This is a genomic window from Roseovarius bejariae, from assembly GCF_009669325.1.
Lineage (GTDB): Bacteria > Pseudomonadota > Alphaproteobacteria > Rhodobacterales > Rhodobacteraceae > Roseovarius > Roseovarius bejariae.
This window is the reverse complement of record NZ_SZWE01000002.1, coordinates 523,805-550,623: the sequence shown is the minus strand read 5'-3', so window position 1 is coordinate 550,623 and position 26,819 is coordinate 523,805. Positions and strand designations below refer to the sequence as shown.

The 26,819-nt window shown below is 61.6% G+C and carries 22 protein-coding genes and 1 pseudogene; 13 read left to right on the top strand and 10 right to left on the bottom strand.

The features are described from left to right. Window positions 1-240 (top strand): hypothetical protein, encoded by a 240-nt coding sequence (locus FDP25_RS16685; protein ID WP_154154961.1) that lies wholly within the window; start codon window positions 1-3, stop codon window positions 238-240. Between the two features lie 134 nt (window positions 241-374). Here the strand turns inward: FDP25_RS16685 and FDP25_RS16680 are convergent, their stop codons facing one another. The 3 genes and pseudogenes from FDP25_RS16680 to FDP25_RS16670 form a co-directional block, all read right to left on the bottom strand. After that, window positions 375-965: a GNAT family N-acetyltransferase gene (locus FDP25_RS16680; protein ID WP_154154958.1), complete on the bottom strand. Its 591-nt coding sequence runs from the start codon at window positions 963-965 to the stop codon at window positions 375-377. Next, window positions 958-4,419: a transcription-repair coupling factor gene (gene mfd / locus FDP25_RS16675; protein WP_154154956.1), complete on the bottom strand. Its 3,462-nt coding sequence runs from the start codon at window positions 4,417-4,419 to the stop codon at window positions 958-960. The genes FDP25_RS16680 and mfd overlap by 8 nt, the downstream gene beginning before the upstream one ends. A 45-nt stretch (window positions 4,420-4,464) precedes the next feature. Then, window positions 4,465-4,997: pseudogene (locus tag FDP25_RS16670) on the bottom strand (component of SufBCD complex). A 127-nt stretch (window positions 4,998-5,124) separates the two neighbouring features. Here FDP25_RS16670 and hemB point away from each other — a divergent pair. Next, window positions 5,125-6,123, top strand: coding sequence for a porphobilinogen synthase (hemB, locus tag FDP25_RS16665; RefSeq protein WP_154154953.1), 999 nt, complete (start codon window positions 5,125-5,127; stop codon window positions 6,121-6,123). A 127-nt stretch (window positions 6,124-6,250) separates the two neighbouring features. After that, complete coding sequence (locus FDP25_RS16660; RefSeq protein ID WP_154154950.1) at window positions 6,251-6,811, top strand: lipid-binding SYLF domain-containing protein; 561 nt, start codon at window positions 6,251-6,253, stop codon at window positions 6,809-6,811. 156 nt (window positions 6,812-6,967) lie between these two features. On the opposite strand, the gene FDP25_RS16655 is transcribed toward FDP25_RS16660, so the two are convergent. Next, window positions 6,968-7,237 (bottom strand): usg protein, encoded by a 270-nt coding sequence (locus FDP25_RS16655; protein ID WP_154155143.1) that lies wholly within the window; start codon window positions 7,235-7,237, stop codon window positions 6,968-6,970. A 248-nt stretch (window positions 7,238-7,485) separates the two neighbouring features. Here FDP25_RS16655 and gyrA point away from each other — a divergent pair, with 248 nt between their 5' ends. Further along, window positions 7,486-10,203, top strand: a complete 2,718-nt coding sequence (gene gyrA / locus FDP25_RS16650) for a DNA gyrase subunit A (RefSeq protein WP_154155140.1) — start codon at window positions 7,486-7,488, stop codon at window positions 10,201-10,203. A 156-nt stretch (window positions 10,204-10,359) separates the two neighbouring features. On the opposite strand, the gene FDP25_RS16645 is transcribed toward gyrA, so the two are convergent. Further along, on the bottom strand, window positions 10,360-11,640 hold the full coding sequence (locus FDP25_RS16645; protein ID WP_246175961.1) for a polysaccharide biosynthesis/export family protein: 1,281 nt from the start codon (window positions 11,638-11,640) through the stop codon (window positions 10,360-10,362). Between the two features lie 224 nt (window positions 11,641-11,864). Here FDP25_RS16645 and FDP25_RS16640 point away from each other — a divergent pair, with 224 nt between their 5' ends. Next, window positions 11,865-13,376, top strand: a complete 1,512-nt coding sequence (locus FDP25_RS16640) for a polysaccharide biosynthesis protein (protein ID WP_246175958.1) — start codon at window positions 11,865-11,867, stop codon at window positions 13,374-13,376. 28 nt (window positions 13,377-13,404) lie between these two features. Beyond that, on the top strand, window positions 13,405-13,743 hold the full coding sequence (locus tag FDP25_RS17280) for a polysaccharide biosynthesis protein (protein ID WP_343032100.1): 339 nt from the start codon (window positions 13,405-13,407) through the stop codon (window positions 13,741-13,743). A gap of 50 nt (window positions 13,744-13,793) precedes the next feature. On the opposite strand, the gene FDP25_RS16635 is transcribed toward FDP25_RS17280, so the two are convergent. From FDP25_RS16635 to FDP25_RS16620, 4 genes are all read right to left on the bottom strand, one after another. Further along, a complete protein-coding gene (locus FDP25_RS16635; RefSeq protein WP_343032099.1) occupies window positions 13,794-15,263 on the bottom strand; it encodes a carboxypeptidase M32 in 1,470 nt (489 codons plus the stop codon). 4 nt (window positions 15,264-15,267) lie between these two features. After that, a complete protein-coding gene (gene ctaA / locus FDP25_RS16630; RefSeq protein ID WP_154154947.1) occupies window positions 15,268-16,407 on the bottom strand; it encodes a heme A synthase in 1,140 nt (379 codons plus the stop codon). A gap of 61 nt (window positions 16,408-16,468) precedes the next feature. Then, window positions 16,469-17,215 carry an RNA methyltransferase gene (locus FDP25_RS16625; RefSeq protein WP_154154944.1) on the bottom strand — a complete coding sequence of 249 codons (747 nt, stop codon included), beginning with the start codon at window positions 17,213-17,215 and terminating at the stop codon, window positions 16,469-16,471. A 180-nt stretch (window positions 17,216-17,395) separates the two neighbouring features. After that, window positions 17,396-18,775, bottom strand: coding sequence for a divergent polysaccharide deacteylase family protein (locus FDP25_RS16620; RefSeq protein ID WP_343032098.1), 1,380 nt, complete (start codon window positions 18,773-18,775; stop codon window positions 17,396-17,398). Window positions 18,776-18,903: 128 nt separating this feature from the next. On the opposite strand from FDP25_RS16620, the gene FDP25_RS16615 reads away from it, so the two are divergent. From FDP25_RS16615 to lexA, 7 genes are all read left to right on the top strand, one after another. Further along, a complete protein-coding gene (locus FDP25_RS16615) occupies window positions 18,904-19,485 on the top strand; it encodes an anthranilate synthase component II (RefSeq protein ID WP_154154941.1) in 582 nt (193 codons plus the stop codon). Next, on the top strand, window positions 19,482-20,504 hold the full coding sequence (gene trpD / locus FDP25_RS16610) for an anthranilate phosphoribosyltransferase (protein WP_154154938.1): 1,023 nt from the start codon (window positions 19,482-19,484) through the stop codon (window positions 20,502-20,504). Before FDP25_RS16615 ends, trpD begins: the two co-directional genes overlap by 4 nt. Then, window positions 20,501-21,316, top strand: coding sequence for an indole-3-glycerol phosphate synthase TrpC (gene trpC, locus FDP25_RS16605; RefSeq protein WP_154154935.1), 816 nt, complete (start codon window positions 20,501-20,503; stop codon window positions 21,314-21,316). Before trpD ends, trpC begins: the two co-directional genes overlap by 4 nt. Before the next feature lies 1 nt (window position 21,317). After that, a complete protein-coding gene (gene moaC, locus FDP25_RS16600) occupies window positions 21,318-21,794 on the top strand; it encodes a cyclic pyranopterin monophosphate synthase MoaC (protein ID WP_154154932.1) in 477 nt (158 codons plus the stop codon). After that, window positions 21,791-22,690 (top strand): GIY-YIG nuclease family protein, encoded by a 900-nt coding sequence (locus FDP25_RS16595; protein WP_154154929.1) that lies wholly within the window; start codon window positions 21,791-21,793, stop codon window positions 22,688-22,690. Before moaC ends, FDP25_RS16595 begins: the two co-directional genes overlap by 4 nt. After that, entirely contained in the window at window positions 22,687-23,859 is a 1,173-nt protein-coding gene (locus FDP25_RS16590; RefSeq protein ID WP_154154926.1) for a molybdopterin molybdotransferase MoeA, read from the top strand. The genes FDP25_RS16595 and FDP25_RS16590 overlap by 4 nt, the downstream gene beginning before the upstream one ends. Window positions 23,860-24,031: 172 nt before the next feature. Continuing rightward, window positions 24,032-24,733, top strand: coding sequence for a transcriptional repressor LexA (lexA, locus tag FDP25_RS16585; RefSeq protein ID WP_154154923.1), 702 nt, complete (start codon window positions 24,032-24,034; stop codon window positions 24,731-24,733). Here lexA and FDP25_RS16580 read toward each other — a convergent pair. Continuing rightward, window positions 24,727-26,754 (bottom strand): ComEC/Rec2 family competence protein, encoded by a 2,028-nt coding sequence (locus tag FDP25_RS16580; RefSeq protein ID WP_246175956.1) that lies wholly within the window; start codon window positions 26,752-26,754, stop codon window positions 24,727-24,729. The genes lexA and FDP25_RS16580 overlap by 7 nt on opposite strands. Window positions 26,755-26,819 lie beyond the last annotated feature (65 nt).

Genomic DNA, 26,819 nt, shown 5'->3' with positions numbered 1-26,819 from the left:
ATGGGCGTGACCGAGGATCTGGCCGACGAACTGGCCCTCGACGTAATCAAATACGTCGATGCCACAGGCGACGACAAGATCGTCTCCGAGATCGTCAAACTCCTCGGCGCGACCTCTCAAACCGCCGAGGAGGCCTTTCTCACCTCCATGCGTGTCCGTCGCGCCAACATCTCGGCTCGCAAACTTCTTCTGGAACGCGCCAAGGCGTTCAAGGAAAAGAAAGAAGGCCAGGACGGCTAGGGGCTGTAGAGTCTCTCCGCCACCCCTCGCACCAAGATAATCTGTCCAGAATGTACAGAGTCAGCCGGCATCTCTCCGAGTTTCGTACGAAACTGGCGTCCGAAACGTACGACTCGTACGAAACTTTCCGGTGATTACGCGATCAGTGGCACATGCGGGGCGGCATCGCGCGGCAAAAGCCCCGTCAGGCGCGGATCGGGTGCGATTTCGATCTCGCGCTTGTAGGGTGTGAAGCCGCTACGTCGGTAGAAATCCAAGGCTTCCGGGTGGTCCAAAGTACAGGTATGCACATGGAATCGCGTGATATTTTGCGCCCATGCCAAGGCAATCGCCCGGTTCATCAACCACCGGCCGGCCCCCGTACCGACCATGCCAGACGTCAACCCGAAATAGGCCAGTTCGCACTCGTCGTCCTGCCGGAAGTCCAACTCCAACAGCCCGACATCCTCGCCCCTGTCCCGCAAGACGTGGACATGCACCCTAGCATCAGACAAAAGCTCTTTTAATTCAACAGGTTGCACCACCAATCGCCCGAACCAAAGCCACGGCGCGCCGACTTTGCGAAACAGGTCCAGATACCACTCCGGATCCGGGGCCGGAACAGGCATCAACTCAAGGTCCAACTCCGCCTCAACCCTTTGATTTGGCAGGGCTTTCATCTCCAAATGCGTCACCACCGAGGCCGTATGCCCCGCTGGCACGCCATGCATCCCGTCCTCAAGCATTACCCTTCGCCCTCTTCTTCTCGGCCACGACCTTTTCCGCCAGATCACGGGCAATCGCAAAGGCCCCCTTGATCTTGTCACTGTCCTTGCGCCAGTCGCGCCGCACCACGATCTTGTTGTCCTTGACCTTGGCTAACCCGTTCTGATCCTTGATAAATTCCACCAGGCCCTGGGGCGAGGCAAACTTGTCGTTATGGAACTGGATGACCGCGCCCTTCGGCCCGCCGTCCAGTTTCGCAATGCCTGCCTTCTTGCACATCGCCTTGATCCGCACGACCAGCATCAGGGTATTCACTTCCTTGGGCAGCTTGCCAAAGCGGTCGATCAGTTCGGCGGCAAAGCCTTCCAGTTCAACTTTGCTGTGTAACCCACTGAGTCTACGATACAATCCTAGCCGCACATCAAGGTCCGGCACGTAATCCTCGGGGATCAGCACGGGCACGCCAAGGTTGATCTGCGGCGCCCATTGTTCATCGCCCTCGGTCAGGCCTTCCAGTTCCCCCGCCTTGATCTTGGCAATCGCCTCTTCCAGCATCGACTGGTAAAGTTCGTAACCCACGTCGCGCATCTGGCCCGATTGCTCTTCGCCAAGCAAATTCCCCGCGCCACGAATGTCGAGATCCTGCGACGCCAGCGTAAAGCCCGCCCCCAGCGTGTCGAGCGAGCCAAGAACCCGCAGGCGCTTCTCGGCCGCCGGAGTCAGGCGGGCGCGCGGCTTGGTGGTCAGATAGGCATAAGCCCTTGTTTTCGAACGCCCAACCCGCCCCCGTATCTGGTAAAGCTGCCCCAGACCGAACATATCCGCGCGATGCACGACCATGGTGTTCGCCGTGGGAATATCGAGGCCGGATTCGACAATCGTCGTGGCGACCAGCACATCGTATTTGCCATCATAGAAGGCGTTCATGCGGTCGTCCAACTCGCCGGCCGCCATCTGCCCGTGGGCTACGACATAGCTGACCTCGGGCACTTGATTTTGCAGGAAATCTTCGATCTCACGCAGGTCCTCGATCCGCGGCACGACATAGAAACTCTGCCCGCCCCTGTAATGCTCCCGCAAGAGCGCCTCGCGGATCGTCACCGCGTCAAACGGGCTGACATAGGTGCGGATCGACAGGCGGTCCACCGGCGGCGTGCCGATGATAGACAAATCGCGCACGCCCGACAGGCTAAGTTGCAGGGTACGCGGAATCGGCGTCGCCGTCAGGGTCAGCACGTGGATATCCGAGCGCAACTGCTTGAGCCGCTCTTTATGCGTCACGCCAAAGCGCTGTTCCTCGTCGATCACCAGAAGGCCAAGGTTCTTGAACCTTATGTTCTTGGCCAACAATGCATGGGTGCCGACGACGATATCCACCGTCCCCTTGGCCAGCCCCTCGCGTGTCAGGTTGGCCTCTTTCTGACTGACGAAGCGCGACAATGGACGCACCGTCACCGGGAACCCCCGGAACCGTTCGGCAAAGCTCTGGTAATGCTGCCGCGCCAGAAGGGTCGTGGGGGCGATCACGGCCACCTGCACCCCCGACATGGCCGCGACAAAGGCCGCGCGCATCGCCACCTCGGTCTTGCCAAAGCCCACGTCGCCGCAAATCAGGCGATCCATGGGGCGCCCTGCCTCCATGTCTTCCATGACATCTTCGATGGCGCGCAACTGGTCATCGGTTTCGGTGTAGGGGAAACGGGCCGAGAACGCCTCCCATGCGTGATGTTCAGGCTCCAGCACAGGCGCCTTGCGCAACTCGCGCTCGGCCGCGATCCGGATCAGCCTGTCGGCCATCTCGCGGATACGTTCCTTGAGCTTGGCTTTCTTGGCCTGCCACGCGCCGCCGCCCAGACGATCCAACAGCCCTTCGTCATGGCCGTATTTGCTCAGCAGTTCGATATTCTCGACCGGCAGGTAAAGCTTTGAGTTCTCGGCATATTCCAGCAACAGGCACTCATGCGCCGCGCCTGCCGCCGTGACCACCTCAAGGCCCTTGTAACGCCCGATCCCGTGATCGACATGAACCACCAGATCACCGGGGGTCAGGCTTTGGGCCTCGGTCAGGAAGTTCTCGGCCCGGCGGCGTTTCTTGGGCGCGCGGATCAGACGATCCCCCAAAACGTCCTGCTCTGCGATCACCGTCAGGTCAGGGGCCTCGAACCCATGTTCCAAGGGCCAGACCGCCAAATGCAGCCCCCGCTTACCGATGCGCATGGCATTGGTCACACTCACTGCGCCCTGTAGACCCTCATCTTCCAACAAGCCTTCCAGCCGCTCGCGCGCGCCTTCGGAATAGCTGGCCAACAACACTGGTCCGTCGCCCAGCTTAGCCTGAATATGATCTTTCAAGGCCCCAAAAAGGCTCAAGGATTCGCTTTGGCGCTCGGGCGCAAAATTCCGCCCGATGCGCCCACCGGCATCAATCACCCCCGGCCCCGTCGCCTGCGGCAAGGGGGCGAATTGCATCGCCCGGCGGCCCGCAACGGCCCCGTCCCATGCCGCCTCATCCAGATACAACAACTCGGGTGAAACCGGCTTGTAAACCGTATCCTCGCGGTTTTTCTGTTTAAGCGCATGGTCACGTGCCTCATATTGGTCCACCACGCTGTCCCACCGCGCGGCGCGCGCTGCCTCAACCTGATCGTCAAGCGTGATCGTGGCCTGCGGCAGATAATCAAACAGCGTTTCCAGACGCTCATGGAAAAATGGCAACCAGTGCTCGATCCCCGCATGTTTGCGCCCCGCGCTCACCGCCTCATACAAAGGATCGTCGGTGCCCGCCGCGCCAAAGGCGATGCGGTAATTCTGCCGGAACCGCGTAATGGAGGCCTCGTCCAGGATCACCTCGCTCACCGGGGCAAGCTCGATCTGGTCCAGCTTCTCGGTCGTCCGCTGCGTGGCCGGATCAAACCGCCGAATGCCGTCCAACACATCGCCAAACAAATCCAGCCGCACCGGGCCGGACTCTCCGGGCGGGTAGATATCGATGATCCCGCCTCGCACGGCGTAATCGCCCGGCTCCATCACCGTAGGCGCCTGAGAAAACCCCATTCGCACCAGAAAGGCCTTCAACGCGTCTTCGTCGATCTGGTAATCCACCCGCGCGCTAAAGGCGGCTTCACGCAGGACATCGCGCGCCGGAACCCGCTGTGTCGCCGCATTGAGTGTCGTCAGCAACACGAAGCGTTCGGGCATGCCATGCACGAGGCCCGCCAGTGTCGCCATACGCGCGGCCGAAATATCGGCATTGGGCGACATCCGGTCATAAGGCAGGCAATCCCACCCCGGAAAGCGCATCACCGGCATATCCGGCGCAAAGAACCGCAGCGCCCCCGCCATGGCCTCGGCGCGCTTGTCGTCTCGGGCCACATGCACCACGGGCCCACCCTTGCGCGCGACCTCCTCGAGGATCAAGCGCGCATCGAAGCCCTCGGGCGCACCACCTACCGTGATATGTTCAGATCTGCTCATGTCGATGCCAAGTAGCGCCGCGCCCCGGTCGGTGCAACCACTGGATCACCCGCCCAGAACACCGACCTGGAGGTTTTGCAACATCCCCCACATCGCGGTGACAAAGATCGAGATCATGCCAATGACCTGTGTCACCAATCGGTGCCTGTACAGCCTCTTGTAAAGGTCCTGACCCTGAACACTCTTCTCACGGATCGTCCGCGCCGCTCTTACAGACAGTAGCCAGACAATGCTCATCGGAAGCCCAAGCAGGAACAGCGCCTGGGAAAACTCAGGCCATACAGGAAGCCCAGCATGAAAAGCACAGTGAGGATGAAACAGACGAACCCCGCCATCAGAAGGCCCGTTTCACCAACGATATAAAGGATGCGGTTCGTGTTGATCCGTACCATGTCCTCAAGGTCCTGCACGGCCTCTTCGCGGGCGGTCTTCTTGCGCGCCCTCAATACCATGTCCCACGGGACGCCAAGAACCCAATGACTGACCGACGACCACAGCACCGCAAGCGCGATCCAGAACCAAAGGTTGCTGAAACTCCGCATGTCAATCAGTTCAAAAACCGTTTCGTACCAGTCCACTGCTTGAAGACCTTCAAAATAAGAATTTCGCATCTCTTAACCCCGACGCGCGGCAATTCCTACCCTTGAGATGAGGGAAAATCCATGCCACTGACATGATCCAACAGGAATGATCCAAGGCCCGCCGATGACCACGCCCCAAGCGCCCTATCCCGCAAGTCGCCTGCGCCGCACGCGCCGCACCCCCGCTCTCCGGGCCATGGTCTCCGAGAATGTCTTGACCCCCGGCGATCTCATATGGCCGGTTTTCGTACGTGACGGCGACGGGGTGGAGGAACCCGTGCCGTCGATGCCGGGCGTCATCCGCCGCAGCGTCGACAAGGTGGTTGAGGCCGCAAAAGAGGCACATGCTCTGGGCATCCCGGCAATCTGCCTTTTTCCCTATACCGGTAATGACAAACGCACCGCGGATTGCGCCGAGGCCTGGAACCCGGACAACCTCAGCAACCGCGCCACCCGCGCGATCAAGGCCGCCGTGCCGGATATCGCCATCATGACCGACGTGGCGCTCGATCCCTATTCCGACACGGGCCACGATGGCTTTGTCGTCGACGGCGAAATCATCAACGACGAAACCGTCGAGGCCCTGGTCAAACAGGCGCTCAGCCAGGCCGAGGCCGGCGTCGACATCATCGGCCCCTCGGACATGATGGACGGCCGCATCGGCGCGATCCGCTCGGCCCTCGAAGGCGCCGGACGCCGCGATGTGATCCTTCTCAGCTATGCCGCGAAATATGCCTCCGCCTTCTACGGCCCGTTCCGCGATGCCGTGGGGGCATCCGGCGCGCTCAAGGGCGACAAGAAAACCTACCAGATGGACCCGGCCAATACCGACGAGGCGCTGCGCTGTGTCGCCCGCGACCTGTCGGAAGGCGCGGATATGGTCATGGTCAAACCCGGCATGCCCTACCTCGATATCTGCCGCCGCGTGAAAGAAGAATTCGCCGCGCCGACCTTCGCCTACCAGGTCTCGGGCGAATACGCGATGCTCATGGCCGCCGCGCAAAACGGCTGGATCGATGGCGATCGCGCGATGATGGAAAGCCTCATGGCGTTCAAACGCGCGGGCTGTGACGGGGTGCTCACCTATTTCGCACCGCAAGTGGCCCGGGCGCTCAACGGCTGATCCCTGCGCAAACCCTTGCCACCGCTCGATAACGAGCGTGACAGCTCCGCTTTGCCTGTTATACTGGAACCAGACCGGCAATTCACAAGACCGGCCCCTTCAAGTCAGGCAACGAACAGGCAAAACCATGAACAGCTTTTCCCGTCGCGCATTCACCCTCGGCGCGCTCGCCAGTACCTCCGCCCTCGCCGCGTGCGGCAACGGCGTCGGCAGTCGCGGCCCCGAGAAAATCGACGCCCGCGTCGATACCACGCTGAACTATCTCTACACCAACTACCCCAACACCCGCGATCTCGCGGCGAAATCCACCGGTATGCTGGTCATGCCGCTGGTGACCGAAGGCGGCCTCATCGTCGGCGGCGGCTATGGCCGTGGTGCGCTTCGCATCAACAACGTGACCGTCGATTACTACTCTGCCACCAAGGGCAGTGTCGGCCTGCAAATTGGCGCACAGCAATTTGCGCATGTCTTGTTCTTCATGACACAGGACGCATTGGAAGGCTTCCGTCGCTCTTCGGGATGGGCCGCTGGCGCGGATATCGAGTATGTCTTCAAGGACAAGGGCGAAAACCTGCGAGCCGAGACAACAACCTCCACCGCGCCCGTTGTGGCCGTTATCTTCGGTCAGGCCGGTGCGCTGGCCGGTGTCTCGCTTGAAGGCATGAAATACACGCGCATCATTCCCTGATCCATCCCCCGGTGCCCGACAAACAAACGGCACCGGACTTCTTCTTTTTAAAAATATCCTGGGGGGAGCGTTCAAAATCCCTGATTTTTTAACGCGGGGGGCAACGCCCCCCACCCCGGCGACGCCGAAGGCGGCGCAATCCCTCGACGGCCACGATCAATGCAGGCTGAATTCTCCCACCACATTGCGCCACTCGCCCGGCGAAATCATCTTGCGGTGGCTGAATTTGACCGAATGCAGCGGCCCCTCGATCTTGTCCTGCCAGAACTCGATGAACTTGAACAATCGTGGATGGTCCGGCGCGATATCGTAGTCCTGCCACACGAAAGTATTCAGCACATGAACGTAATCGGGCATGTGATAGAAGAACTCGGCGGTGGTCAGGCCATAGCCCTTCAGCATCATTTCGGTTTCGGTCATTTCCATCATGTCTGCTCCTGTTTTTGGTCGTCTTATTGGCGCAAGGCCCTTCCATGATGCCCGAATGAAATTACTTTTCAATAAAAACAGTGTGTTAGCAGGCATCCCCCGCGGCTGCCATGGCCAGATGCCCTCAGGGATTGCACCCCATATCCGGCCTCTGGTATACCTGTGACAACAAGATATAGACCCTCAAAAACAGGACGGGCAGCAAGGTGAGCGACGACACGCAACCCCCTGAAAACAATGACGAAATGATGCCTGAGCGCCCGGAATACGACGGGCCCAGCATCTCCATCGCCGACGAGATGAAAACGTCATATCTCGATTACGCGATGTCGGTGATCGTCAGCCGCGCCATCCCTGACCTGCGTGACGGCCTCAAGCCGGTGCACCGGCGGATTCTCTACGCCATGCACGAAACCGGCAACACGCATGACAAGCCCTATCGCAAATCGGCGCGGCCGGTGGGCGATGTCATGGGTAAGTACCACCCGCACGGCGACTCCGCGATTTATGATGCGCTTGTTCGCATGGCACAGGACTTCTCGATGTCCCTGCCGCTTCTGGACGGGCAAGGCAACTTCGGTTCCATGGATGGCGACAATCCCGCCGCCATGCGCTACACCGAGGTGCGGATGGACAAGCCCGCAAGCGCCCTGCTGGCGGATATCGAGAAAGACACCGTAAACTTCCAGGACAACTACGACGGCAAGGATCGCGAACCCACCGTCCTGCCGGCCCGTTTCCCCAACATGCTGGTCAACGGCGCGGGCGGCATCGCCGTGGGCATGGCCACCAACATCCCGCCACATAACCTGGGCGAGGTGGTGGATGCCACGCTGGCGCTGATCGACAACCCCGATCTGAGTTCCGAAGAGCTGATCGACTACGTTCCCGGCCCCGATTTCCCCACCGGCGGGATCATGCTGGGCCGTTCGGGAGCCCGCAAAGCCTATCTCGAAGGTCGTGGCAGCGTCATCATCCGCGCCAAGACCCGGGTCGAGGAAATCCGCAAGGATCGCTACGCCATCATCATCGACGAGATTCCCTATCAGGTGAACAAGGCCGCGATGATCGAAAAGATCGCGGAAACCGTGCGCGAGAAGAAGATCGAAAACATCGCCCATGTGCAGGACGAATCCGACCGTCACGGCGTCCGCGTGGTGGTGGAACTCAAGCGGGATGCAACGCCCGACGTGGTGCTCAATCAACTGTTCCGCTTCACGCCCATGCAGACCAGCTTTGGCTGCAACATGCTGGCGCTCAACGGCGGCAAGCCAGAACAACTGACCCTGCGCCGCTTCCTCACGGCCTTCATCGCCTTCCGCGAAGAGGTTGTGGCCCGCCGCACGGCCTTCGACCTGCGCAAGGCCCGCGATCGTAGCCATATCTTGTGTGGTCTGGCCGTGGCGGTCTCGAACGTAGACGAGGTGGTCGCCACCATCCGGTCCTCCGCCGACGCCACCGAGGCGCGCGAAAAGCTGATGACCCGCCGCTGGCCCGCCGGCGACATCCTGGAATATATCGCCCTCATCGACGACCCCACCCACAAGGCCAACGACGACGGCACCTATAACCTATCCGAGACACAGGCCCGCGCCATCCTCGATCTGCGCCTGCAACGCCTGACCCAACTGGGCGTCAAGGAAGTCACCGACGAGCTGCAAGAGCTGGCGGGCAAGATCAAGGAATACCTTGCCATCCTCGCCAGCCGCGAACGCATCATGCAGATCATCGCCGATGAACTGCGCGAGGTGCGCGAACAATTCGCTGTCCCCCGCCGCACCGAGATCGTCGATTGGTCGGGCGACATGGACGACGAAGACCTGATCGAACGCGAAGACATGGTCGTGACCGTCACCCAGGGCGGCTATATCAAACGCACGCCTTTGGCGGATTTCCGTGCGCAAAAGCGCGGCGGCAAGGGGCTTTCGGGTGGCGGCTTGAAGGATGACGACGTCGTAACCACGCTTTTCGTTGCCAACACCCATACGCAGCTTTTGTTCTTCACCACCGAAGGCATGGTCTACAAGCTCAAGACATGGCGCCTGCCATTGGGCAGCCGTACCTCCAAGGGCAAGGCCATCGTCAATATCCTGCCCATTCCACCGGGGGTCTCCATCGCGGCGATCATGCCGGTGGACGCGCCGGAAGAGCAATGGAACGATCTGCAAATCTTCTTTGCCACCACCGCGGGCGACGTCCGCCGCAATGCGCTGTCTGACTTCACCAACGTCAAGCGCAACGGCAAGATTGCCATGGACCTGCCCGAGGGCGTGGAATTGGTGAACGCCCGCATCTGCACCGAAGATGACGACGTCATGCTCGTCACCAATTCGGGCCGTGCCATTCGCTTTGCCTCCACCGATGTGCGTGTCTTCAAGGGCCGTAAATCAACCGGGGTTCGGGGCATCAAGCTTGCGGGCGAGGATAAGGTTGTTTCCATGTCGGTGATCGGTCACTTTGAGGCCGAGGCCAGCGAACGCGCTGCATATCTCAAGATGCGTCGCCAAATGGTCGGGGCCGATGAGATCGAGGGCACCGAAGACGATGAAGAGACCCCGGCAGGCGAGATCTCGAACGAACGGTTCGAGGACATGCGCGCCGCCGAGCACCTGATCCTGACCATCACGACCGATGGCATCGGCAAAATCTCCAGCAGCCACGATTACCCCACCCGCGGGCGTGGCGGCCAAGGGGTCAATGCATGGTCGACCAAGGCCAAGGCCACGCTCGTGGCGTCCTTCCCTGTCGACCTTGACGACCAGATCATGCTTGCCACCTCCAAGGGTCAATCGATCCGCGTGCCGGTCGATGGAATCTCCTTCCGCTCGCGCAGTGCCGGGGGCGTCAAGGTCTTCAATACCGGCAAGGGCGAAAAGGTGGTCAGCGTCGCCTGGATCGCCGAGAAAACCGATGAGGAAGACACCGAAACGGATACAGCCGAAGGGGCCGCACCCACCGAATGATCTTCGGTAAAATCCGGCATGTGACCCAAAGTGCCCTCGATTCCCAAGGAGTCCAGGGCACTTTTTATCATCAACGTGGTTCGGTCTTGTTCTCCAGAAAAACGCCCCCATGCGATGCAGCACGGGGGCGTGTCTCCGACGGTAACGCCGATCCGATCAAAGGTTATTCACGGTTCCTGTCACGCCGATCACCGTACCAAACAGCCCGATAATGGTCCGCGCCGCGTTCACCGGCGATTCTGTTGCCAAGAGCGTGTCACCAGGATTGATCTGGAACTGCCGCGCAGCAAACAGACCGTCGGCGGTGGTCAAATCAATGGTGAAGACCACCTGCTGCATGTCTGGTCCCGAGGGTCCCGGCTTCAGGTCGTCGGGTTCGTATTCCCGAAGAACAAGCACCCCTTTGGGATTGGCCCGCGACGCTTCAAGCCCGCCCATCGCCGAAAGCGCCTCCATGGCACTCATATTCTCTTTTTCAAAATAGAGCATCTGTTGACTGCCCGCGGCCCCCAGAACGTTGAAACTGCGTTCGTCCTCGACGACGGCAATCTGGTCGCCCCCGCGCAGGCGCACGTTTCGTCTGGCATCCTCAAGGAGATCGGCCACCGGCGTTTCATAGGTCTTGCCCCTCCTTTGCAACCGCAAAAGGGGATTGCGCAGTCCGCTTTTAACCCCGCCTCCCTTGGCAATCGCGCTTAGAATCTTGGTGTTCCGGCTTTCAAGCGGGTAACTGCCCGGGGCGGCAACACCGCCGACCAAATCAATCGAGTTATTGCGCCCCTCGACGACGGACACCTGCACCTGAGCCGAGGGGGCGATCTCCTCAAAACTGTTTTGAATACGCTGGCGCGCAGCGTCCGATGTCAGCCCTTTAAGCCTCAGATCCCCCACATAAGGCAGGAACACCTTGCCGCTGGCTGAAACCTCCTGTGCAGGCATTTCAACCATGTTGGACCCCGGCGCAGAAAGAAGGGAATTGTCCTGCGATTCCCAGACCACGATGTTCAGGACATCACCAACTTGGATCACATTCGAATCAGGCCCGCGATCACGACCGAACCAATGATAATGCCCCTGCCACCCGGTTGACGGCCAGTCCTCCAAAACAGGGGTCATGTTCCGTGTTACAGGAACGACCTGAAAACTCGGAGTCTCAGCGTTTTGTTCACTCAGCACTTCCGACTGGATGGCAGCGCCTCTTGGCAGGCTACAACCGGCCACGACCATGAGAACAGAAAAAGCAGCAATTACTGATGAAAGGCGCCGGTTGTCCGACATATGTTGATCCCCCGTTTTTCCCTTCCCTAGCCCGGTCAAAGTGGAAGAGACAATTGAAAACTCGCTACAGGCTTGGCACAGGCCCATGCATTTCACATCAAGCAGGAAAATTGCCCCGAAACCAAGTTCAAACAACGCCATTTTCGCAAGCTCGTTCATCCTTAGCGCGAATCGTGCACTTATGCCTTTAGGGGGAATGCGGCCTTTTTTCGCTTATTTCAAACGATTTTCCCAAATATGGACGAATTAGCTTGTTTACCCGTTAACCAAAAAGATACACTTTTACGTGTACCGTAACGACCGTGAGTATCGAGTAAAAGTAGCGGTTAGGTGCCTTTAGTCGCGCCCTGACCACGTGGGTCAGGGTCACTTGGAGGAAGCTGATGCTATACAATCTCGCGGTCAATCTTACGCGGTTCCAGAAACGCGCGATCATCCTCTCGATCGATGTCTTTTTGATCGCGCTTTCTTACGGCCTTGCACGGCTCATCATCCTCGGGCCCGTCGCCACCCTATCCCTTGCGCCAGAGGTGATGTTGACACTCGCGGCCCTGACCGGGGTCGGCGCCCTCTTGACTGCCTTGCAAGGGCTGCACCGGATCAAGCTCAACGCTTACGAAATTCAAGGCATGCTCGAAACCGGAAGTGTCGCCCTCGGGCTCATTCTTGCCGCTGTATTCGCGGGGATTGTTTTCGACAGCCTGCACGCTCCAATACAGGTCGCTGTGGTCACAGGAATGTTCTTTGCGATCCTGTCGGTGTCCACCCGGCTTACGATGCGCGCGGGATTGCGCGAGATTTATCGCCGGGGTCACCCGCGCGTCGCAATCGTCATCTACGGGGCCGGTCAAACGGGACGACAACTCGCGGCTGCGCTTGCAACCGATCCAAGTGTTAAACCCGTGGCCTTTGTGGATGATGATCGTCGGCTGCAAAGTCTGACAATCGGTGGGCTTCGTGTACATCCCCCCTCTGACATCGATGACTTGATCGCCCGGCACCACGTCCGCCGTATCGTGCTTGCGATTCCAAGTGCCCGGCCTGTGACCCAACAAGCGATCGCCGGACAATTGCGCACCACAGGGTTCGAGGTGCATGTCCTGCCCTCGTTTGCCGATCTGGTGGCCAATTCCGATCGTGGCCTTGTCGATACCAAGCCGCTCGACATGAACAAGCTGATGGACCGCGACTTGATGGAAGAAGAACTGCCCGGTGTCTCTGAAACCTATCGGGCCCGGCATATCCTTGTGACCGGAGCCGGGGGCTCCATCGGGTCGGAACTCTGCCGACAACTTCTTTCCTGTCGCCCCAAGCAAATTACGCTCATGGATCATGGTGAGCTGGCCCTCTTCGAAATTGAACGCGAGTTGCGGGATATCGCCCCGGATATCCCGATAAAAGCTGTCCTCGGGTCAGTCTGCGACGCGGCCCTTGTGGCCGAGGTTCTACAGAACAACTCCATTGACATCGTCCTGCACGCCGCCGCCTACAAGCATGTGCACATGGTCGAAGAAAACGCCCTTGAGGGGATGCGCAACAATGTTCTGGGCACCAAGGTCATTGCCGAAGCGGCCCGTCAAGCCGGGGTCGAGCGTTTCATTCTGGTCTCCTCCGACAAGGCCGTGCGCCCCTCCTCCGTCATGGGGGCCTCGAAACGCCTTGCCGAACTCGTGGTGCAGGATTTGGCCACGCGCTCGACCAAGACCCGCTTTTCCATGGTCCGCTTTGGCAATGTGCTTGGCTCGTCAGGGTCGGTCATACCGCTCTTCACCCGTCAAATCCGGCACGGCGGCCCGGTGACCCTTACCCATTCCGATGTCACCCGCTATTTCATGACCATCCCCGAAGCCGTGCGTCTCGTTCTTCTTGCGGGCTCCTTTGCACGGGGGGGGTGATGTCTTCGTTCTCGACATGGGCAAACCCGTGCCCATCCGTGATTTGGCCCGCCGCTTGATCGAACAAGCGGGGCTCAAGGTGCGCGATTCAAAGACCCCCGATGGCGATATCGAGATCGAGATCACCGGATTGCGCCCCGGTGAAAAGCTCCACGAAGAATTGTTGATCGGGTCCGACATGTTGACGACCCCGCATTCCAAGATTCTGCGCGCACAGGAAAGCCACCTCTCCGAGATCGAGACCGCAAAGGCGCTGCAATCCCTGCGCCATGCTATCGAAACTCGCAATCATGAGGTCCTCGAAACAACGCTCACGCAATGGATCGAGCGGGCAGAAGGGCCTCAAACCGTCAGCGTCAACCAATAAAGCGTTGCACCTTCAACCCGTGCTATCAGGCAAAGGCAACACGCATCAGCTCAGCCCGGGTAAAGGCCGCCGAACTTTTCCTTGAGATAAGCCATCAGGGGCCCGGCCGTCGGCCTCTCTCCACAGGCCCTCTCGATCACCTCACGCGGTTCATACAGCCCGCCATGACGTTGTACCTTGTCACGCAGCCAGATGGTCGCCGGGCTTGGGTCGCCCTGCGCCAAATGCTCATCCAGATCGGGCAAATCGGCCCGCAAAGACGCATGAAGGCACCCGGCATAGACATTGCCAAGACTGTAGGTCGGGAAATAGCCAAACAGGCCCACTGACCAATGCACATCCTGCAAGACCCCGTTCGAGGCCCGGTCGACCTCATACCCGAAATCGGCCTTGAACCGATCATTCCACGCAGCCTCCAGATCACGCACCTGCAAATCCCCGGCAATCAAGGCGCGCTCCAACTCGAAGCGTAGCATGATGTGAAGGTTATACTGCACCTCATCGGCTTCGGTGCGGATATAGCCGCGATGCAGGCGGTTTACCGTGGCATAAAAGGCCTCGGCATCCGGAACGCCGATGTCGCCGAACTCATCGCACATCCGCCCATAAAGAAACTCGCAAAACGCCCGGCTACGGCCAAGCTGGTTCTCGTAAATCCGGCTCTGGCTTTCATGAACCCCCATCGACACACCCTGCCCCACGGGCGTCATGTGATAGGCCGGATCGATACCCTGCTCGTAACAGGCATGGCCGACCTCATGAATCGTCGAATACAGGCAATTGAACGGGTCATTTTCGCTCACCCGCGTCGTAATCCGCACATCATCCCCTGACCCCGAGCTGAAAGGATGCACCGCCATATCGATGCGTCCCCGGTTCAAATCATATCCGAACCGTTCGGCCAGTTCCCGCGCCAAGGCCACCTGCACCTCCGGGGCAAAACGCCCGGAAACCGGGGCGCGCTCGGCCCCCTCCAAAGCGGCCAGGCGCAACTCAACCAAACCCGGGCGCATGTCGTCGAATATTCCCGCCAGATCGGCCGCCCGTGCCCCGGGTTCGTAATCATCGACCAAGGCGTCATAGACATCGCCGCCATCGGCCAGGGCCGCGCCTTCCTCACGTTTGAGCCTCACCACCTCTTCCAAGGTCGGTGCGAAGGCCGCGAAATCATCATCGGCCCGCGCCGCCGCCCATTGCGATTGCGATCGGCTGGTCAGAGATGCCAATTCCCGGGTCAGGTCCGCAGGCACCCGGGTCAGCCGCGCATAACGATGCGCAATCAGCCGAAGCTGTGCCGCCCCCGCCGCGTCCGGCGCGCGGGCATCCTCCAGCCATTCACCGACCTGAGGATCGGTTTTACGGGCGTGCAACATCGCTTGCATGGCGCCCATTTCTTCGGCGCGCTGCTCCACCGCGCCGCGCGGCATCATCGTTTCCTGATCCCACGAAAGGCGCCCCGCCACCCGGTCGAGGGCTTGGGTTTCGCGCTCATGCGCCATCAAAGCGTCAAAGGCTGTCACGTTTTTACCCTCTTACCGATTGCGCGCGCGGATATTGCGCAAGGAACCGCGCTCGCAGGATCAGGACCCATAGAACGACCGCCATGATCTGATGGACAATCGCCACTTGCCACGCGGCGACATAACGCACCGTCACGATGCCCAGAACCACCTGCGCAGACAGCGCGATGAACGCCGCCGAGAACGCCGCCCGCGTTGCCGCATGGGCGCTGCGCCGGCCCTTGAGCCACACCATGACCCCGAATGCCAACAGTAGATACCCGGTCATCCGATGGATGAACTGAACCAGTCCGGGATTCTCGAAGAAGTTTCGCAAACCCAACTCGGGTATCCAGAAATCAGGCGGCAAAAAGCCCCCGGCCATCAGCGGCCAATCGGTATAGCTCCGCCCGGCATCGATCCCGGCCACAAGCGCGCCGATCAGGATTTGCAGAAAGGCAAAATGCAGCCACCCGGTGCCAAGCCCGAACAGCTTGGCTTCCCGCGCGCGCCGCGCCTGCATCAACTCGCGCTCCTCACGGCCCAGCAACATGGCATACCATGCAATGAAGCCAAGGATGACAAAGGCCAGCCCAAGGTGCGTGGCCAACCGATAGCTCGCCACATCCAACATCTCACCTTCCAGACCCGAGGATACCATCCACCAGCCAATCGCGCCCTGCGCGCCCCCAAGCACGCCCAAAAGGAACAACCGCTTGGTCCAGCCCGGCGGAATTTTAAGCGTCACCAAGAAGCCAAAGAAGCCGACGGCCCAGACCAGGCCGATCACCCGGCCCAACTGCCGATGGCCCCATTCCCACCAATAGATGAACTGGAACTCCGACAGGCTCATGCCCTTGTTCTGCAACTGGTATTCGGGAATGGAGCGGTACTTGTCGAACTCCTCGGCCCAAGCCTCTGCACCCATCGGCGGCAAGGCCCCGGCCACGGGTTTCCATTCGGTAATGCTTAGCCCGCTATCTGTCAGCCGCGTCAAACCACCCACGGCGATCATCACCACCACCAAGGCAAAAAGCATCATTAACCATATGCGGATCGCGCCCCGCGCGCCCCGGCGGCCCGAGTCGATCATCCCCCCCTTGGGGACCCCACGCTTGACCTCGCCCTCGCCAACCTCTTCGAAAATGCTGCGCTTGCCTGACATGTTCGCCCTCTATCTGCTGCGCCGAAACAGTAGTGCGCCCCGCACGCCCCTTCAAGCGACCTCAGTCGCCGCGCTCTTTCCAACGGACCATCTGCCGCAGGACACCGTGCAACATCTGCACATCGGCGCGCGTCAAGGGCATCCGTGACCACATGTTGCGCAGGTTGATCTTCATGCCCTCGGCCTTGTGCTCAGGGAAGAAAAAACCCGCCTCGCCCAAACGCGCCTCGTAATGATCCGACAGTTTTTCGATCTCGATCTGCTCGGCCCAATCGGCCTTGGCCATATCCACCCGGCGTGCCTCGATATTGCCCTGTGCACGCCGCCATTCATAGGCCGTCAACAGAACGCATTGCGCAAGATTGAGACTGGCGAATTCCGGGTTCACCGGCACGTTGATGATGGCGTTGGCCTTTGCCACATCGTCGTTCTCCAATCCCGCCCGCTCGGGCCCGAACATGACGGCCACTTTCTGACCCTGCGCGATCCTCTCGGCAGCCTCTGCCATCGCGCCCTCGGGGCTATAAACCGGCTTGGTCAGCCCCCGCGCCCGCGCCGTCGTGGCAAAGACGAAATGACAATCGCCCACCGCCTCGGCCACATCCGTGCGAATTTGCGCCTCATCCAGAAGCCGCCCCGCACCACTGGCCATGGCCACCGCCTTCTGGTTTGGCCAGCCATCGCGCGGCGCCACCACCCGCATCCGGTCCAAACCGAAATTCCACATCGCCCGCGCGGCGGCGCCGATGTTCTCGCCCATCTGCGGGCGCACAAGCACGAAAGCGGGTTGCGGGGTCTCTGAGGGCATCACGGGTCTCCAATTTCTGCCGCCTCATACGCAACCGGCCCGAAACTGAAAAGCCCCACCCCCTTCATCTTTCGCAAAATACTCCCGCCGGAGGCCCGAATAACCCAAAAGCGCGCCGCAAGCTTTGCACGCTCTCCACCGACGCAAGACCGACACAATACCGACGTTTGACAGACTGGCTTATTCCGCCCTGAGAACCGCGGAAACGGGGGCAAGCGCAACACGGCTCGCCCGGTCCTGTAGCCCCCATAGAAGCAGCGCGCTCACCGTCTCGGCCCGCATCCGGCCCAGCATGATGACGCCACCCTCCTCCTGTCCGGCCTTGAACGCCGCCTGATCCAGAAACCGGCGAATAACCGTGGCCTCCTGCCCCTTGGCATCGAAATCGCGGAAGACGGTCGCCGCCTTAACCCCCTCACGCGAAAGAAGTTTTTGCGCCGTGTTCAGGCCCTTGGGGTGCATGACGATGCCATGCCCGCTGTCCAGCAAAATAGGCGCCAATTGCTCGGCCGCCTCGCGGCTGCTTTGCAAGCCGCTCTCGGTGCCCTCAAGTATGGCCACCGCCTCGGGCACTGCCTCCAGATAGGCCTGCATCGCCACTTCCGTGTCCGCCGCAGCGGCTCCCTCCGGCAAATCCGCCATCGCCAGCACCTCGAATCCCGCCGCGCGATACTTCGCCGCCGCCGCCTTCGCGCCCGGCCAATCGGCGTCAACCGCGAAGCTCAGGGGGTAGGGAAAACTCGACAGCGCATCGAATCCGATGGGGCTGGAGCCATCGTCGATAAGGACAATCGACATAAGCGGCTTGCCCTCCGGGTTTTCGAATTCTGCGGCGAATTGCTCAAGCGGGGGCAGATCTTGTGCCGCAGGTGCCATCTCGTCCGGGGCGTCTTCTTCGGGGGCATCCTGCCCCACCGCGGGAAGGCGGTTGGTGGTCACCCCTTCCGCCATGTCCCCGATGGTGCCTTCAGAGGTGCCGTCTTCCGCCTCGGCGCCATCTTCCGAAAGGTCACCCTCCTCTTGCATGGGGTCTTCCGCGGTATCCTCAGTTGCCGCTCCCTCGTCCTTGGACGGAAAGGCCGAGCCTTCGGCCTCGGGCTGTTGCGGCTGCGCCGGGTCGGTCGAGATCGACAAATCCTCTTCTCCCGCCGGGGCCTCGGGCGCCATGGACTGCGGGCTGGGCAAGACGGGACTATCGCTGTCGACGGCGACCCCCGAACTGTCATCACCCGCTTCGGGTGCGGGCAAGGTCCCTTCCGCTGCACCGGCCTCTGGCTGTGCCGCCGGGCTTGTATCCGCCCCTTCAAGCGATGACAGGTCATCGGGCTCCGGCGCACTCACCTTCGGGGCCTCTCCGGCCTCGGGCGTCTTCTCGACCTCGGGCAACTCTGCTTCACGGTCCTCGCGCGACGGGTCGAATTCCGACCCCGCTGGCACATCCAGTGCCGTCGCCTCCGGCGGGGCCGCCCCCGGCACCTCGCTCATTAGCGACGCCGCACCAAGTATCGCACCGGACACCACGCCCCCGACGATAAATCCCGAGAAAATCCCACGTGCCACTGCTTTGCCCCCTGATTTGCCCGTTTTCTAACCTATGCGCCCCTTGACGCTTCCGCGCAAGACTGAACAAGTATACCGCGACCGGGGGCCGGGCCTCCACCCCCCATTCTGCACGGAGTTCGGGCAAGATGCTGCTGCTAATCGATAACTACGACAGTTTCACATATAACCTCGTCCATTACGTGGGCGAACTGGGGGCCGATGTGGTGGTCCGCCGCAACGACGCCCTCGATGTGCAGGAGGCCATGGCGATGAACCCCGCCGGTATCCTGCTCAGTCCCGGGCCCTGCGACCCCGATCAGGCGGGCATCTGCCTTGCCCTGACCGAGGCCGCGGCAGAAACCAAAACCCCGCTCTTGGGGGTTTGCCTCGGGCATCAAACCATCGGGCAGGCCTTCGGCGGCAAGGTGGTGCGCCATTCCGAGATCGTGCATGGCAAGATGGGTCAGGTCCGCCACACCGGCAAAGGCGTCTTTGCCGGACTGCCCTCGCCTTTCGACGCCACGCGCTATCACTCTCTGGTGGTCGAACGCGAAAGCTGCCCCGAGGTGCTTGAGATCACCGCCGAGCTTGAAGATGGCACCATCATGGGCCTCAAACACCGCGAGTTGCCCATCGAAGGGGTGCAGTTCCATCCCGAATCCATCGCCTCCGAACACGGCCACGCCCTGTTGCAAAACTTCCTCAACACCATGAAGGTGCCCGCATGAGTGACGCGCTCAAACCCCTGATCGGCACCGCCGCCGAACGCCCGCTCACCCGCGCCGAGGCCGAAACCGCCTTCGCCGCGCTGTTCGAGGGCGAGGCGACCCCGGCCCAGATGGGCGGCTTCCTCATGGCGCTGCGGACACGCGGCGAAACCGTGGATGAATATGCCGCCGCCGCCGCTGTCATGCGATCCAAGTGCAACAAGGTGCGCGCGCCCGAAGGCGCGATCGACATCGTCGGCACCGGTGGCGATGGCAAGGGCACGCTGAATATCTCGACAGCCACGGCCTTCGTCGTGGCGGGCGCGGGTGTGCCCGTGGCCAAGCATGGCAACCGCAACCTCAGCTCCAAATCCGGGGCCGCGGATGCGCTGACGCAAATGGGCGTCAACGTCATGGTCGGGGCCGGTGTGGTGGAACGCGCGCTGGAACAGGCCGGAATCGCCTTCATGATGGCCCCCATGCACCATCCGGCCATGGCCCATGTCGGGCCGGTCCGCGCCGAACTGGGCACCCGGACGATCTTCAATATTCTGGGGCCGCTCACCAACCCGGCAGGGGTCAAGCGCCAATTGACCGGGGCCTTTTCCCGCGATCTCATCTACCCCATGGCCGAAACCTTGGGGCAGTTGGGGGCTGAAAAGGCATGGCTCGTGCATGGCTCGGACGGTACCGACGAAATGACCATCACCGGCACCACTTGGGTCGCTCAACTGGGTGAAAACGGCGATGTCACCGACGCCGAAATGCACCCCGAGGATTTCGGCCTGCCCGTCCACCCTTTCGAGTCGATCATCGGCGGCACGCCCGAAGAGAATGGCAAAGCCTTCCGCGCCCTGCTGGAAGGTGCGCCCGGGGCCTATCGCGACGCGGTTCTGCTCAACGCCGCTGCCGCCCTCGTGGTGGCCGGTCAGACATCCGACCTCAAAGAGGGCGTCGCCCGCGCATCCGAAAGCATCGACAGCGGCGCCGCGCTGTCCAGCATCCAAACGCTCGCCCGCATCACGACGGAGGCCGCATGACCACTCCCACCATCCTTGAGAAAATCAAAGCCTATAAACTGGAAGAGATCGAGGCCGCCAAGGCCGAACGCCCCCTCGATGTGATCGAGGCCGAGGCAAGAGAGGCCGACCACGTCCGCCCCTTTGCCGACGCGCTTCTGCAAGCCTCCAAACAGGGCTACGGCCTGATTGCCGAAATCAAGAAGGCCAGCCCCTCCAAGGGGCTCATCCGCGAAGATTTCGAGCCCGCTGACCTGGCCCGCGCCTATGCCGAGGGCGGGGCCACCTGCCTGTCGGTTCTGACCGACACGCCCAGCTTCCAAGGCGCACCTGAATTCCTACAACAGGCCCGCGCCGCCTGTGACCTGCCGGTGCTGCGCAAGGATTTCATGTATGACCCCTATCAGGTGGCCGAGGCCCGGGCCTGGGGGGCCGACTGCATCCTGATCATCATGGCCAGCGTCAGCGATGCACAGGCCGCCGAACTGGAAGACGCCGCCGAAAGCTGGGGCATGGATGCCCTGATCGAGGTGCACAACCGCGAAGAACTGGACCGCGCCAGTGCACTCAAATCCCGCATGATCGGCATTAACAACCGCAATCTCAACACCTTCGAAACCACCCTCGACACCACCCGGCAACTGGCCAAACGGGTGCCACCCGACCGGATGATCGTCTGCGAAAGCGGGCTGAACACGCCAGAGGATCTGTCCGAGATGGCGCGCTACGGCGCGCGGTCGTTCCTGATCGGTGAATCCCTCATGCGCGCCGAGGACGTGGCCTTGGCCACCCGCACCCTTCTGGCCAACCCGCTGACCGCCGGGGGCATGTGACATGTCCGACCTCACGCATTTCGATGGCAAGGGCGATGCCCATATGGTCGATGTGTCCGACAAGGACGTGACCGCTCGGGTGGCCGTGGCCGAGGGCCATATCCGCATGGCCCGCGACACCTATGACATCATCGCCGAAGGCCGCGCCAAGAAGGGCGATGTCCTCTCGGTGGCCCGGCTTGCGGGTATCATGGGGGCCAAGAAAACCCCCGATCTCATTCCGCTTTGCCACCCCCTGCCCGTCACCAAGGTCACCGTGGAGCTCACCCTCGATCCCGACCTGCCCGGCGTGCGGGTGGAAGGCACCGTGAAAACCACCGGCCAAACCGGGGTCGAAATGGAAGCCCTCACCGCCGTCAGCACCGCCTGCCTCACGGTCTATGACATGGCCAAGGCCGTGGACAAGGCCATGAAAATCGGCGGCATCCGCGTGCTTCTGAAAGACGGCGGCAAATCCGGCCGCTACGAGGCGACATGAGCATCAAAGGCCGCTCGCTTCAATTGTTCTTTATCGACGGCCGCCCCGACGGGATGCTGACCGCCGAGGTCTTTAATTGGACGGGCCATGTCCTGCGTGCTCCCCGGACCCAGTTGAAAGACGCCCTAACGCGTGAGCAAGCCGCATTCACCGGGGTTTATGTCCTCCTCGGAGAACGAGATGGCAATGCACTGGCTTATATCGGCGAAGCCGAGGACCTTGGCGAACGGATGCGAGACCACGCCAAAAAGAAAGACTGGTGGGAAACCGCCGTGCTGATCACCTCTGCCGCTAACAACCTTCACAAGGCGCATGTCAAATATCTAGAGTCTCGCCTTGTCGAAATCGCGGATGGCGTCAAAGCCACAGCTTTGGACAATGGAAACATCCCCCCTAGAAGCAGCCTTTCCGAGGCGGACCAGGCCAATATGGAATCCTTTCTGGATACGCTTCGCATGGTCCTGCCTGCAATCCGTGTCGATATCTTCATGGATAAATCCCGCCCGACTTCAGAGCCAGCGAAAGCCAATGATGCGTCGCTCCTTGTCTTCGAACTGTCTACGCCTCGCATCGGGATCAAAGCGACCGCTGTTCTGAAAGATGGTGAGTGGATTGTCCAAGCCGGATCATTGGCCCGGAACGAATGGGTGGGAGACCGCGCACACAAAACGAACTACCACACTCTCTTTGACGAGCTTTGCGAAAATGGCGTCTTGGAAGTGCACGGCAAACATAGGCTGTTCACGCGCGACTACGCTTTTTCCAGCCCAAGTGCCGCAGGCGCGGTGGTGAATGGGCGTTCGAGAAACGGCCGAACCGCATGGAAACTACACAATGACAGGCGGACCTATGCTGAGTGGGAAGAAGATCAGCTAGCAAAGGTAACCGAAGAATGATCACCGTCATCGAGGCCCTCGACCACCTCTTTTCCCTCGTCGCGCCCCTGCCCACCGAACAGGTCGGGCTGGCCGAGGCCGCGGGGCGCTGCATGGTGGCCCCGGCCAAGGCCAACCGCGATCAGCCGCCCTTTTCGGCCTCTGCGATGGATGGCTATGCGGTGCGCGGTGAGGATGCACAGCCCGGCAAAACCCTCACCGTGATTGGCGAGGCGGCGGCGGGTCATGCCCTTGATGGCACCGTCGAAACCGGCCAAGCCGCCCGTATCTTCACCGGCGCGCCCCTGCCCCAAGGCGCCGACCGCGTGGTGATCCAAGAGGATGTCAGCCGCAACGGCGATCAGATCACCATCGCCGACACGCTCGAAGACAATCCCTTCGTCCGCCCCATGGGCGCCGATTTCAAATCCGGCCAAGAGGTCAGCGCGCCGCGTCTCCTGCGCGCCACTGATATCGCCCTTCTGGCGGCGATGAACATTCCGGAGATCACGGTCACCCGCAAACCGCAGGTGGCACTGATTTCCACCGGAGACGAGCTTGTCATGCCCGGCGACACCCCCGGCCCCGACCAGATCATCGTGTCCAACACCTATGGCCTCAAGGCCATGCTGGATGGCATCGGGGCCCATGCCCGCATCCTGCCCATCGCCCGCGACAACCGCGCCTCGCTCGAGGCCTGTTTCGATCTGGCGCAAGGCGCCGATCTGGTGGTCACCATCGGCGGCGCCTCGGTGGGCGATCATGACCTTGTTGGCGACGTCGCCGCCAGCCTCGGGATGGAACGCAGCTTCTACAAGGTGGCCATGCGCCCGGGCAAACCCCTCATGGCGGGCCGGATGAACGGGGCCGCCATGGTCGGCCTGCCCGGAAATCCCGTGTCGGCCATGGTCTGCGGTCATGTCTTCCTGGCCCCGATGATCCGCGCCATGCTGGGACTGGGCAAAACCCTGCCCCCCCGCTACGAGGCCCGGCTGGCCCATGACCTCGACGCCAGCGGGCCGCGCGAACACTACATGCGCGCCGAGGTCCACGACGGGCAAATCACCCCCGAACCTCGCCAGGACAGCGCGCTTCTTTCCGTGCTGGCCAATGCCAACGCCCTGATGATCCGCCCTGCGGGCGATCCGCCCCGAAAGGCGGGTGAGGTCATCCAATACCTGCCGTTGTAAAGGGGGGGGGCTCTGCCCCCAACGTTGAAAATCTTGGATTTTCAACGCCTCCCCCGGGATATTTTAGAAAAGAAGAAAACATGGGCGTGATCCATCATGGGCAGACCGGTTGACACAAAACGTGAACATGCGTAGAACAAAAAGAAATGCATGTTCTCGGAGGGAGTGTATCATGCTCACCAAGAAACAACTGGACCTGCTGGAATTCATCCATGCCCGCGTGCAGCGTGACGGCGTCCCGCCCAGCTTTGACGAAATGAAAGAGGCGCTCGACCTGCGGTCAAAATCCGGCATCCACCGCCTGATCACCGCGCTGGAAGAACGCGGCTTTATCCGGCGGCTGGCGCATCGGGCCCGCGCGCTGGAAATCATCAAGCTGCCCGAAAGCATGGGCGGCGAGGCGAGCCACGGCTTTACCCCCCGGGTGATCGAGGGCGAAAAGCCCGACGCGGGCCAACCTGCCAATGCCCTTCCCGTCGAAGTGGCGGGCGCCATGGAACTGCCCGTCATGGGCCGCATCGCCGCCGGTGTGCCCATCGAGGCCATCGCGCAGGTCAGCCATAACGTGGCGGTCCCGCACTCCATGCTGGGCGGTCAGGGCGATCATTACGCGCTCGAGGTCAAGGGCGACTCGATGATCGAGGCGGGCATCAACGATGGCGACATCGTGGTGATCCGCGAAACCAAGACCGCCGATAATGGCGACATCGTCGTGGCCTTGGTCGAAGATCACGAGGCGACGCTCAAGAAATTCTTCCGCAAGGGCAATGCCATCGCGCTGGAGGCGGCCAACCCGGCCTATGAAACCCGCGTGCTGCCCGAGGAAAAGGTCAAGGTGCAGGGGCGCCTCGTGGGGCTTATCCGCACCTATTGATCATTCCAAAGGCGCGCGCCCGTCAATTGGCGCGCGCTGACCTCTCGCACCCCGGTGTTCTCCAGATAAAGCGCAAGCGCGCCACTCTTGCGTAGGGTGCCGGGATGTATCACGCGGCATGGCAGGTTGTCGAAGGGACTGTCGGCATCCGGCACAGTATTCATCACCACCCACTCTCCCGCGCGGCATCCGCCAAATCCGGCCGCGCCGCGTTTCCCCCTGACCGCGATGATCGGCACCGGCGTTTGCCCGTCCTGCCAAAGCGTCGCCGCCGCCGCCTGCTCAAGGGCAACACCGTCGTTCTCCAGCCAGTTCATGGCGACAAAACCCGAGCCGCGCGCCCGGTTCAAGGCGCGGCCTTTTTCCGTCATGACGCCGATCAGGCTTCCATTGTCCGCGATCAGGACATCGGGCCGCTCCGCATTCATCCAAAGCATCAGGCTCAGGGCGACAGGCACAAGCCCGGTCCAGCGCAGACGCCCCTGCCACAATACGATGATAAACACGCCGAGCGCCAATAACGGTAGCACACTCGACATTGGGCTCACCACCGTGCCGCGCGCGCCCTCAAGGTTCGACACCCAATGCGCCACGCCCAAGATCCACTCCAATCCCAACCCCATGACCCAAAGCGCCAGTGCCTCCAATCCAAGCGGCATCAGGCAAGCCGCCAATACCGCGGCGGGCATCACCAGCACGCCCATCAAGGGCACGCTCAACAAGTTGGCGATCAGCCCATAATGCGCAAACTGGTTGAAATGCGCCGCCGCCACCGGGGCCGTGGCCACCCCGGCCACCACCGAAGACACCACCACGGCGACAACGGGCCGCAACCACCTTGGTCCCAAGGGCACCTCTGCATCGCGCAGCCAGCCAAATACTGCCACCAAGGCGGTCGTTGCGGCAAATGACATCTGGAAGCCCGGCCCCAATAGCGCCTCGGGTCGCAGTACCAGAACGATCAGAGCCGCCACCGCCACGGCCCGCAGCGACAGCACCCGCCGATCCGCCATCACCGCGACCAAGGCGACCGCGGCCATGACAAAGGCCCGCTCCGTCGCGACGCTGCCCCCCGACAGGCCCAGGTAAACCGCCGCAGCGGCCAAGGCCCCGAGCGCAGACAGTTTCTTGGCAGGCACCCGCAGGCCCACGGCAGGAACCAAGGCAAAAGCCACCCTCAACGCGGCAAAGACGAACCCGGCCAGAAGACCCATGTGCAACCCGGAAATCGCCAGCAAATGCGCAAGGTTCGATACCCTCAGCGCGCGCAAGGTGTCCTGCCCCATGCCTGACCGATCGCCGGTCATGATCGCGGCGGCAAAGGCCCCTGCATCCCCGGGCAGGCCCGCCTGCACCCGCGCCGATAACGCCATGCGCATCTTGAACCACCACAGGCCCGCCCCCGGTGGCTCCAACGTCAAGACCGGCGTGCGCGTATAGCCCACGGCGCCCAGCCCCTGAAACCACGCATGGCGTTGGAAATCGAAACCACCCGGCTCCACCGGCCCTCCGGGCGGTGACAGGTGCCCGGTCAGGATCACCACCATTCCCGGCGCGGGCGTGATGAACCCCTGTTGGCCATGCAGGGATACCCGCACCCGTGCAGGCGTCCGATCCGGCGCCACATCGGCCAGAACCACCCGGTCCAGCGTCAGGCGCAAAGCGTCCGAGGCCGAGCGGTCCATATCCACGATCCGGCCCTCGATGGGCCCATAGTACCGCCAGCCCAGCACCGGATCCGCCACCTGATGCGCGCGTAGCCCCGCAAGGCATACCCCCAACGCCACCAGAACCACGGCCCAAGCCAGAGGCGCCCAGACCCCGAGCCACCGGATCAAGAACAGGCCGAACAGGATGACACAGGCCAGCGCCACGTAATGGGTCTGCACCGGCTCCCACCCGATCAAGAAATATATCCCCACGCCCGCCCCAAGGCATACCGGCGCCCAAGGAAACAGGTGCCCGCGCTGCGCCAACCACGCGTCAACCAAGGCGGACCAAGGGGCCAGACGGCGGGCCAAGTCTTGTCTCCCTTCCGGTGCGGCATTAGACAGGCCCCAACTTATGCCTCACATGATTACCGAAA

Excerpts from the sequence above, each read along its gene's own strand:
- FDP25_RS16685 (WP_154154961.1), top strand. The coding sequence starts at position 1 with ATGGGCGTGACCGAGGATCTGGCCGACGAACTGGCCCTCGACGTAATC.
- FDP25_RS16680 (WP_154154958.1), bottom strand. The coding sequence starts at position 965 with ATGCTTGAGGACGGGATGCATGGCGTGCCAGCGGGGCATACGGCCTCG.
- mfd (WP_154154956.1), bottom strand. The coding sequence starts at position 4,419 with ATGAGCAGATCTGAACATATCACGGTAGGTGGTGCGCCCGAGGGCTTC.
- hemB (WP_154154953.1), top strand. The coding sequence starts at position 5,125 with ATGACCACGCCCCAAGCGCCCTATCCCGCAAGTCGCCTGCGCCGCACG.
- FDP25_RS16660 (WP_154154950.1), top strand. The coding sequence starts at position 6,251 with ATGAACAGCTTTTCCCGTCGCGCATTCACCCTCGGCGCGCTCGCCAGT.
- FDP25_RS16655 (WP_154155143.1), bottom strand. The coding sequence starts at position 7,237 with ATGGAAATGACCGAAACCGAAATGATGCTGAAGGGCTATGGCCTGACC.
- gyrA (WP_154155140.1), top strand. The coding sequence starts at position 7,486 with ATGATGCCTGAGCGCCCGGAATACGACGGGCCCAGCATCTCCATCGCC.
- FDP25_RS16645 (WP_246175961.1), bottom strand. The coding sequence starts at position 11,640 with ATGAACGAGCTTGCGAAAATGGCGTTGTTTGAACTTGGTTTCGGGGCA.
- FDP25_RS16640 (WP_246175958.1), top strand. The coding sequence starts at position 11,865 with ATGCTATACAATCTCGCGGTCAATCTTACGCGGTTCCAGAAACGCGCG.
- ctaA (WP_154154947.1), bottom strand. The coding sequence starts at position 16,407 with ATGTCAGGCAAGCGCAGCATTTTCGAAGAGGTTGGCGAGGGCGAGGTC.
- FDP25_RS16625 (WP_154154944.1), bottom strand. The coding sequence starts at position 17,215 with ATGCCCTCAGAGACCCCGCAACCCGCTTTCGTGCTTGTGCGCCCGCAG.
- FDP25_RS16615 (WP_154154941.1), top strand. The coding sequence starts at position 18,904 with ATGCTGCTGCTAATCGATAACTACGACAGTTTCACATATAACCTCGTC.
- trpD (WP_154154938.1), top strand. The coding sequence starts at position 19,482 with ATGAGTGACGCGCTCAAACCCCTGATCGGCACCGCCGCCGAACGCCCG.
- trpC (WP_154154935.1), top strand. The coding sequence starts at position 20,501 with ATGACCACTCCCACCATCCTTGAGAAAATCAAAGCCTATAAACTGGAA.
- moaC (WP_154154932.1), top strand. The coding sequence starts at position 21,318 with ATGTCCGACCTCACGCATTTCGATGGCAAGGGCGATGCCCATATGGTC.
- FDP25_RS16595 (WP_154154929.1), top strand. The coding sequence starts at position 21,791 with ATGAGCATCAAAGGCCGCTCGCTTCAATTGTTCTTTATCGACGGCCGC.
- FDP25_RS16590 (WP_154154926.1), top strand. The coding sequence starts at position 22,687 with ATGATCACCGTCATCGAGGCCCTCGACCACCTCTTTTCCCTCGTCGCG.
- lexA (WP_154154923.1), top strand. The coding sequence starts at position 24,032 with ATGCTCACCAAGAAACAACTGGACCTGCTGGAATTCATCCATGCCCGC.